Origin of the sequence: Sphingomonas sp. MJ1 (PH-R8) (assembly GCF_048058635.1) — a bacterium.
Classification (GTDB): Bacteria; Pseudomonadota; Alphaproteobacteria; order Sphingomonadales; family Sphingomonadaceae; genus Sphingomonas.
In genome coordinates this window covers 81,394-89,792 of the sequence record NZ_JBBEFX010000014.1, presented here as the reverse complement: position 1 = coordinate 89,792, position 8,399 = coordinate 81,394, and the positions used below count along the sequence as shown (strand labels likewise).

The 8,399-nt window shown below is 63.8% G+C and carries 10 protein-coding genes; 5 read left to right on the top strand and 5 right to left on the bottom strand.

From position 1 onward, the window contains the following. Positions 1–74 precede the first annotated feature (74 nt). The gene (locus tag VPH46_RS12485) at positions 75–743 is read right to left on the bottom strand and encodes a squalene/phytoene synthase family protein (RefSeq protein WP_416611663.1); all 669 of its coding nucleotides are present in this window, start codon (positions 741–743) and stop codon (positions 75–77) included. Between the two features lie 113 nt (positions 744–856). Here VPH46_RS12485 and VPH46_RS12480 point away from each other — a divergent pair, with 113 nt between their 5' ends. The 3 genes from VPH46_RS12480 to VPH46_RS12470 are packed head-to-tail and all read left to right on the top strand — an operon-like array spanning position 857 to position 3,827. Next, entirely contained in the window at positions 857–2,581 is a 1,725-nt protein-coding gene (locus VPH46_RS12480; RefSeq protein ID WP_125961867.1) for a TadE/TadG family type IV pilus assembly protein, read from the top strand. Then, a complete protein-coding gene (locus VPH46_RS12475; RefSeq protein WP_416611660.1) occupies positions 2,578–3,165 on the top strand; it encodes a TadE/TadG family type IV pilus assembly protein in 588 nt (195 codons plus the stop codon). The genes VPH46_RS12480 and VPH46_RS12475 overlap by 4 nt, the downstream gene beginning before the upstream one ends. Before the next feature lie 38 nt (positions 3,166–3,203). Next, positions 3,204–3,827, top strand: a complete 624-nt coding sequence (locus VPH46_RS12470; RefSeq protein WP_416611658.1) for a TadE/TadG family type IV pilus assembly protein — start codon at positions 3,204–3,206, stop codon at positions 3,825–3,827. A gap of 40 nt (positions 3,828–3,867) precedes the next feature. On the opposite strand, the gene VPH46_RS12465 is transcribed toward VPH46_RS12470, so the two are convergent. From VPH46_RS12465 to VPH46_RS12455, 3 genes are all read right to left on the bottom strand, one after another. Continuing rightward, positions 3,868–5,310, bottom strand: coding sequence for a pyruvate dehydrogenase complex E1 component subunit beta (locus VPH46_RS12465; RefSeq protein WP_416611656.1), 1,443 nt, complete (start codon positions 5,308–5,310; stop codon positions 3,868–3,870). 1 nt (position 5,311) lies between these two features. Further along, positions 5,312–6,361 carry a pyruvate dehydrogenase (acetyl-transferring) E1 component subunit alpha gene (gene pdhA / locus VPH46_RS12460; protein ID WP_132883536.1) on the bottom strand — a complete coding sequence of 350 codons (1,050 nt, stop codon included), beginning with the start codon at positions 6,359–6,361 and terminating at the stop codon, positions 5,312–5,314. A 129-nt stretch (positions 6,362–6,490) separates the two neighbouring features. Next, positions 6,491–6,847, bottom strand: a complete 357-nt coding sequence (locus VPH46_RS12455; protein ID WP_239435901.1) for an FtsB family cell division protein — start codon at positions 6,845–6,847, stop codon at positions 6,491–6,493. Between the two features lie 73 nt (positions 6,848–6,920). On the opposite strand from VPH46_RS12455, the gene VPH46_RS12450 reads away from it, so the two are divergent. Further along, on the top strand, positions 6,921–7,292 hold the full coding sequence (locus VPH46_RS12450) for a tRNA-binding protein (RefSeq protein WP_416611653.1): 372 nt from the start codon (positions 6,921–6,923) through the stop codon (positions 7,290–7,292). A 103-nt stretch (positions 7,293–7,395) separates the two neighbouring features. After that, positions 7,396–7,794, top strand: a complete 399-nt coding sequence (locus tag VPH46_RS12445) for a hypothetical protein (RefSeq protein ID WP_416611651.1) — start codon at positions 7,396–7,398, stop codon at positions 7,792–7,794. Positions 7,795–7,900: 106 nt separating this feature from the next. Here VPH46_RS12445 and VPH46_RS12440 read toward each other — a convergent pair whose 3' ends face one another. Next, positions 7,901–8,248, bottom strand: coding sequence for a hypothetical protein (locus VPH46_RS12440; protein WP_416611649.1), 348 nt, complete (start codon positions 8,246–8,248; stop codon positions 7,901–7,903). Between the last annotated feature and the right edge of the window lie 151 nt (positions 8,249–8,399).

Genomic DNA, 8,399 nt, shown 5'->3' with positions numbered 1-8,399 from the left:
GTACCGCCACATGCCTGCCCCCGCCCCGCTGTGCCGGAGCGCAGGCTATCGCAAGCTGCAGGCGGTGGATAGCCCTAACGCCCGGTTAACCGATGCCACAGCACCCGCGCGAGACGGCGCGGCGAGCCGGTGGGCAATGGAGCATCGAGCGGAACATCCAGGTCCATTCGGGCAAAATGGGCTGCCGCCCCAAGACTGCGGGCGGCGCTGCTCCATCGCATGTCCAACGCCTGGTCCAGCAGCACCCGCGCACGCGCCGCCGCCATGGTCGCCAGCGCCGGCTCACGGACGTGTCTGGCCAGGTCTGCGAGAGCCCAGCCTGTACCGGCTTCGATCAACGGGTCACCTGGCTGCGCTCCGAACATCTGCCCGCACGCCTCGAACAGGGTCCCGCCGCGCAGCCGCCCCTGCCGATCCAGCGCTTCCGCGTCGAACGCTTCCTCCTCCAGCAACATGCTCCACCCGTCTGTCATCCCACTGAGCATCGACGGGCGAACCCCGGTGCCGGCGAACGCCCGGGCAAGGTCCGTCAGGACGGGGACAGCAGGCGCAGGGCCGTCATCTAGCGCGCGCAAGGCATCGTCCCACCAGCGCAGGCGGATCTGCCCCAGCACAGGCTCGCTTGTAGAGCGCAGCACCTCTGCAAGCGCTGCGTCCAAGGCGAGCGCAGCCGCAAGCGCTGGCCGTCCCCTCGCCGGCGCGTAGGCAAGAAGAACAGCATGTTCGGGATTGTTGCCGGTCACGCAACGGCCTCCGGCAAACGGGTAAACGTCAAATCAACCATGATGGTTCAACCAAGCTTATCCCTCTGCGAACCATAGGAGACCGTCGAACGTCATGGTCCCAAGGCACTGAAATGAAGAAGCGATTGCCCAAGCGGCGTGCAGGTGCGCGGCCGTTCCTGAGCGCGCTCGCCCGGGACGTTCGCGGCAACACGCTGATGCTGGTCGCCGCCGCCCTGATTCCCTTGATGGCGATGATCGGGTCGGGGGTCGACATGGCTCGCGGCTATATGGCGCAGGACCAGTTGCAACAAGCATGCGATGCCGGAGTGCTCGCTGCCCGGCGGCTGCTCAGCGGCTCCCAACTGACGGACGCAGTGAACAACGAAGCCAAGGCGTACTTCAATTTCAACTTCCCGCAGGGAACGTACGACGCGGCAGCCTTCACGCCTGTGGTGACCGTTCCGAAGCTGGGCACGGTGCGGATGACGGCCAGTACGACGATCCCGACGGCCATCATGGGCATTCTCGGCTTCAAGACGATGGCGCTCTCGGCGAGTTGCTCAGCGACGCAGGACTTCGTCTCGACCGACATCATGCTGGTGCTCGACATGTCCGGTTCCATGAACTGCCCGCCGGGCCAAGCCGGCGCGTGCAACGAAGTCGAGCAACCGGGGTCCAAGATGGCCGCTCTACGCTCGGCCGCAACATCCCTATACGATACCCTGGCGGGCGCGCAGAACCAACTGCATGCGAACAGCCTGCGGCTGCGCTATGGATTTGTGCCGTATAACGGAACGGTCAACGTCGGAAGGATTTTGTACGCTAAGAACCCAGACTATATCCGCGGTCCAACATACCCGTACCAGACACGGGTATGGGTGCCCACCACCCGAACAACAACTTCGTTCAGGTCGGAGTCGGACTGTGCCGCCCTGGGCGGGACGTGGAGCCGCTTTTTCTTGTCTCTCGGATACTGCACGTACCAGGAGGTGACGGGAGGGGCCTGGTCCTACGGCCAATATTGGGTCGACGTCTCCAGATATGTTACCGGCGCTACGGTTCCCGTTCCGACGCAGACGAACGGCAGCACGGCACGCTGGGCCGGCTGCATTGAAGAGCGCAAGACGAACAACGGCACGATCAACGGTGGAAGCGGTACCACCGCGCCGGCGGATGCTTGGGATCTCGACGTCACACGCATTCCGAACTCGGATGACAGCCGTTGGGGACCTTGGTGGCCGGAAGTGGAATTCGGCAGAGACGCGACGGCGCAGCGAACCAGAAGTGACTATTGTGCGAGCGAGGCAAGCCGCCTCACCGAATATTACAATAACAAGCAAGGGTTCACGAACTATCTGGCCAACTTGAAGCCGCTAGGATCGACCTATCACGACATCGGCATGATCTGGGGTGCTCGGTTCATCGCGTCGGAAGGCATTTTCGCGGGGCCTGCGGAGACCAACGATCAGTTCACTGCGGACAATCCCTCGAAGATCCGCGGTTTTTCCGTGCGGAAGTACCTCATATTCATGACGGACGGTGATCTCTCGCCGACACTCGACGAATATTCCAGCTATGGCATCGAGAACCTGGATAAGCGGGTTCTCGGCTCGGCGGCAGTGACGGGCACCAACCAGGTAAACCGCCATCTTCAGCGCTTTCGTATGGCGTGCAACGCGGCAAAGGGGCAGAACATCGACGTGTGGGTGATCGCCTTCTCCACCACCCTCACTTCGGAAATGCAGAACTGCGCGAGTTCGCCCAGCCAAGCGGCCGGCATCAGCACCTCTGCAGACCTGATCGCGAAATTCCAGGAGATCGGTTCGAAAATCGGATCGCTGAGGCTTAGCCAGTGAGCGCGACCCGCTCTCGTCTGGCGTTGGCTTCGGATCGACGCGGTGCGACGATCGTGGAGTTCGCGCTGGTGACCCCGATCCTTCTGCTCGTCCTGATGGCCGCGCTCGAATTCGGGTATCAGGGCTATATCAACGCGATGGTGCAAGGTGCGATGACCAAGGCCGCTCGCCTGGCGACGGTTGGCGGCCGGACGTCCGCCGACGTGGAGAAGATGATCAAGGACGAGGTCGGGCAAGTCGTGGATCGACAATACATCTCGGTCGAGACCCGAAGCTATTACAACTTCTCCAATGTCGGGTCCGCAGAAAAGATCACTCAGGATACGGATCCGAAGACGGTGTACAATAAGGGTGACTGCTACGAAGACGCCAATAACAATGGCCAGTATGACACGTCCTTGGGCTCCGCGGGCTTGGGAACCGCAGACGACATCACCTACTATAAGGTTACCGCCAACTATCCGAACCTGACGCCGATCTCCCGCTTCGCCAGCTGGATGGGCAGGCGATCGGTTTCGGCGACGATCGCCCTGCGCAACCAGCCCTTCACCTCACGCGCTGCGGCAACCATCCGATGCGACTGACGCCATCCCGGAAACCGCGGCACACTCCCGCCGGTGTCGTGGCCGACGTCCGCGGCGTGGCGCTCCTGGAGTTTGCGCTGTCGCTGCCCTTGCTGCTGACGGTCACCCTCTATGGGGTGGAAACCGCGAACCTCGCCATCGCCAAGATGCGGGTGAACCAGATCGCCAGCACAATCGCCGACAATGCGGCGCGCGTCCGCGACGATATCGATGAACGCGATGTCAACGAGCTGCTGCTCGGCGCCAACCTGCTTGGCGGCGGGATCGACTTCGGCGCGCGCGGGCGCGTCGTCGTCTCCAGCGTGTCCCCCAACGGGCTCAGCGGCAGCCAAGCAGGCCAATGGATCCGCTGGCAACGATGCACCGGGGCACTGAACACCCCGGCATCCCAACCGCGCTACGGCAGGGAGGGAACCGGCAAGACTACGGGCAGCCTGAAGTTCATCGGGAGCAGCACGCGTTCGATTGCCGCCAGCAGCACCACCAACCTGATCCTGGCCGAAGTGACCTACCGCTATAAGCCGATCGTCTCGGAGACGCTGTTCGGCCCGATGGTGCTTCGCTCCGAGACGGCGTTCTCCGTCCGCGAACGGCGGACCGAAGATATCCAGAGCGCTAGCGGCGCGACGCCAAGCGTCTGCACCGTCTACTCGGCGACGTGAGGGGCGGCGAAGCTTCTTCAGCCCGCCGCCCCTTTCATCCTCAACCCTTGTAGGTGACCTTCTTCACCGTCTCGACCACGCGGTCGGCGGTCACGAGCGCCAGCTTCTCGAGGTTTGCCGCATAGGGAAGCGGCACGTCCTCGTTGGTCACGCGCAGCACCGGCGCGTCGAGGTCGTCGAAGCCCTGCTCCATCACGACGGCCGCGATTTCGCTCGCGATCGAGCAGACGGGCCAGCCTTCCTCGACCACGACCAGACGGTTGGTCTTCTTCAGGCTTGCGAGCACCGTCTTGGTGTCGAGCGGACGCAGCGTGCGCAGGTCGATGACCTCCGCCTCGATGCCCTCGCCCGCCAGCTTCTCGGCTGCTTCCAGCGCGACGCCCACGCCGATCGAGTAGGACACGATCGTCACGTCCTTGCCCTGGCGCATGATGCGCGCCTTGCCGATCGGCAGGACATAGTCGTCAAGCTTGGGCACCTCGAAGGTGCGGCCGTACATCAGCTCGTTCTCGAGGAACACGACCGGATCTTCCGAACGGATCGCGGCCTTCAGCAGGCCCTTGGCGTCAGCGGCGTCATAGGGCGCGATCACGACCAGGCCGGGGACGCTCGCGTACCACGGGCCATAGTTCTGCGAGTGCTGCGCGCCGACGCGGCTGGCAGCACCGTTGGGGCCGCGGAACACGATCGGGCAGCGCATCTGGCCGCCGGACATGTAATTGGTCTTTGCGGCCGAGTTGATGATGTGATCGATCGCCTGCATGGCGAAGTTGAACGTCATGAACTCGACGATCGGCTTCAAGCCGCCCATCGCCGCACCGGTGCCGACGCCGGCAAAGCCGTATTCGGTGATCGGCGTGTCGATGACGCGCTTGGGACCGAATTCCTCGAGCAGACCCTGGGTCACCTTGTAGGCGCCCTGGTACTCGGCGACTTCCTCGCCCATCACGAACACGCGGCCGTCGGCGCGCATTTCCTCGGCCATCGCGTCGCGCAGCGCTTCACGGACGGTCACCTTCACCATCTCGGTGCCTTCCGGCACTTCGGGGTCGGTCGAGGTGTTCTCGACGGCATGGACGAGCTGGGTGGTGCCCGTCTCCTGCTCCTTGGGCGCGTCCGAAACGGCTTCGGTGCGCTGGTCGGACGGGGTCTGCACCCCGCCCTCACCCTCGGCCGGCTTGGAGCCGGCGGCTGCACCGGTGGAGGTCTGCGACGCGTTGGCGGCTTCGGCCACGTCCTCGCCTTCACCCGCGATCAGCGCGATCACGGTGCCGACCTTCACATTGTCCGTGCCCTCGGTGACCAGGATCTTGGCGATCGTGCCTTCGTCGACGGCCTCGAACTCCATGGTCGCCTTGTCGGTCTCGATCTCGGCCATGATGTCGCCGGACTTGACGACGTCACCTTCCTTGACCAGCCACTTCGCCAGCGTGCCCTCTTCCATCGTGGGCGACAGCGCCGGCATCTTCAGTTCGATCGCCATCTCAGTAGTTCTCCACCAGCACGTCCGTATAGAGCTCGGCCGGATCGGGCTCCGGCGTGCTCTCGGCGAAGTCGGCGGCCTCGTTCACCACCTTGCGGATTTCCTGCTCGATCGTCTTGAGGTCGGCCTCGCCCACGCCCAGCTTCTCCAGCTCGCGCTTGGCGGCCTCAATCGGATCGGAATTGTCGCGCATCGCCTGCACTTCCTCGCGCGAGCGGTACTTGGCCGGATCCGACATCGAGTGGCCGCGATAGCGATAGGTCTTCATCTCGAGGATGATCGGGCCCTTGCCCGCACGCACCCATGCCAGCGCCTCTTCGGCTGCACCGCGGCAGGCGAGCACGTCCATGCCGTCGACCTGGATGCCCGGAATGCGGAAGCTCTCACCGCGCTTGTAGAGCTGGTCTTCCGCCGACGAGCGGTTGACGCTGGTGCCCATGGCGTACTGGTTGTTCTCGATCACGTAGATGATCGGGAGCTTCCACAGCTCGGCCATGTTGAAGCTCTCGTACACCTGGCCCTGGTTGGCCGCGCCGTCGCCGAAATAGGCCATCGCGACGCCGCCGTCCTCGTTGTACTTGTGCCCGAACGCCAGGCCGGTGCCGAGCGACACCTGCGCGCCGACGATGCCATGGCCGCCGTAGAACTTCTTCTCGGTCGAGAACATGTGCATCGAGCCGCCCTTGCCGCGGCTGATGCCGGCGGCACGGCCGGTCAGCTCGGCCATGATGATCTTGGGATCGATGCCATAGGCCAGCATGTGGCCGTGGTCGCGATAGCCGGTGATGACCGAGTCCTTCTCGCCATCCAGCGCCGACTGGAGGCCGACGGCAACCGCCTCCTGGCCGATGTAGAGATGGCAGAAGCCGCCGATGAAGCCGAGGCCGTAGAGCTGGCCCGCCTTCTCTTCGAAGCGGCGGATCAGCAGCATCTGCTTGTAGAAGTCGAGCAGTTCCTCCTTCGAGGCCTCGTAGCGCGTCGGTTCGTTGGGACGCTCACGGTTCGGAACGGCAGGTTCGCTCTTGGCGCTCTGCGCCGGTGCCTTTGCCACGATGTAGGTACCCTCATGCCTGGGAAAGGGGAAAGGAGCCGAGCCTATAGGCCGGTTTCTCTCCCAACTGCAATCACCCGGCCGGAGCGGCTGGGCGACCGCGCTGGAGCCCTGCTAGCGCAACTCGGCCTAGCCGTCGACCGTCCCTGCGCAGCGATCCGCATTGCCGGTACCGCTGCCGAGCGGCATGATGAACTCGTCCGGGTGCGCCACGTTCAGCTGCTTGCGGACCAGTTCGTCGACCATGTCGGGATCGGCATGGCGGGGATCGAGCAGCGCGACGCGGTTGCGCAGCTCCGCCCGCGCCTTGTCCAGGCAAGCGTAATAGGCCTGACGCTGGGCCAGCTTGCGGGAATAATCGCGGTAGGCGAGAATGCCATTGGGCCCGAGCACCGCATAATAGCCGAAGAACCCCATGAACAGGATCGCGAACGCGGGAAACCCTGCACGGCGGAGTATCGGGTGAAGCGGCGAGGAGCGCGGCATGCCCCGATATTTGCGCAAGCCGAGGGCGTGCGCAAGGTCGCCCGAGTCGAAAACATCAAGAGATTCGAAGCTGATGCATCTACGCCACGACCCCGCCAGCCCCGCTGCCGAACCGATCGACTTCGATGCATTTCTCGTGGTCGACGTCCGCGTCGGAACGATCGTCGCCGCTGAAGAGTTCCCCGAGGCACGCAAACCGGCGATCAAGCTGCGGATCGACTTCGGCCCGACGATCGGGGTTCGCCGGTCGAGCGCGCAGATCACGGAGCATTACACGCCCGAGGCGCTCGTCGGGCGGCAGGTGGCGGCGGTGGTGAACTTCCCACCCCGCCAGATCGGCAAGTTCCTGTCCGAAGTGCTGACGCTCGGCTTCCCGGACGAGAACGGCGCGGTGGTGCTGTTCGCGCCGGATCGGAAGGTGCCGGATGGTGGGCGGTTGTTCTGACATGAGGGGTGGTGGAAAGGGGTCGCGCAGGCAAGTCGTGCAGAACCCACGGGCGCGGAAAACCAGCCCGCCAACATCAGGTGCGCAAGGGAGGGCCCGCGGAATGTATGACGAAGCCTTTCGCGACATACGCAACCTTTATCGCGGAGACGCTTCTGAGACCGGTCGATCACGCAGCGTCGGGAAAGAAGATGTGGTTCGGTGGTCCGTGGTTGGCGGCCTCAACCTCACGCAAACCTTTGACCGACTAGGCATCGAGCTGTCACGCGATTATGCCGCAGGAATCCTGACGTGGGAGTTCTGCGACGTCACCGCTAATACCCTGTTTGGCGTCCTTACCGATCTACAACTGGATGACGCCGGCCCTATTGATGAGCCCAAGATGTTCTGGAAGTTCTACTTGGCGTTCGATCACAGCGAAACGGTTCCCGCTACAGAGGCAGAGCACGTAGCACGCGAGGAGATCCTGCGCTTTCTCGCGTCAGCTAGGCTGGCGCCTTGATCTTCGCGACTTCTCCCCCGTCCTTTTCCCCCGTCACCCTGGCGTAGCAGGGGGCCAGGATCGAGCGGGCGGCTCTTTTGGGCGTTGGTGTAAAGAGAAGAAGAGGTCAGAAGCGTGGGAGATGGCGCAGCCCGCTCCGGCTCCCCCCGCAAGCCCAGATATCCAGGGCATCTGCGCTGACGACATAGGTCGCGGCGGCGCTAAAGCGCTCCCGCTCATCGATACCAACTTGGCCGGGAGGACTGGTGATGATCCTCCCCGCAGGCAGTCCATCGAAGCCGGCGCGCTCGATGCTGACGTCGATCCTGTTGGGATCGATCTTCCAGCCCCGTCTCGCATACGCGTATGTTCGTCGCATGCTGGCGATGTTCTTGAGACAAGGATCGGCGGCCAGCTGTCCTTCTATCTGCTCCACGACCTTTTCACTCGGCTTGCCCGCGGGACAGCCCACCATGAAGAGGACCGACGGGAGTAGCGCGTAGCTAGAGCATGCCATCAGCCGATGTTAGCCCGTTACGCGACGGCTACCAGTGCTACCGCCCCTCTTCGCCACCCGACGCTCTCCAGCTTAGGATGGCGGGGGAGCGCGTTGCCCGCGCGCCCCC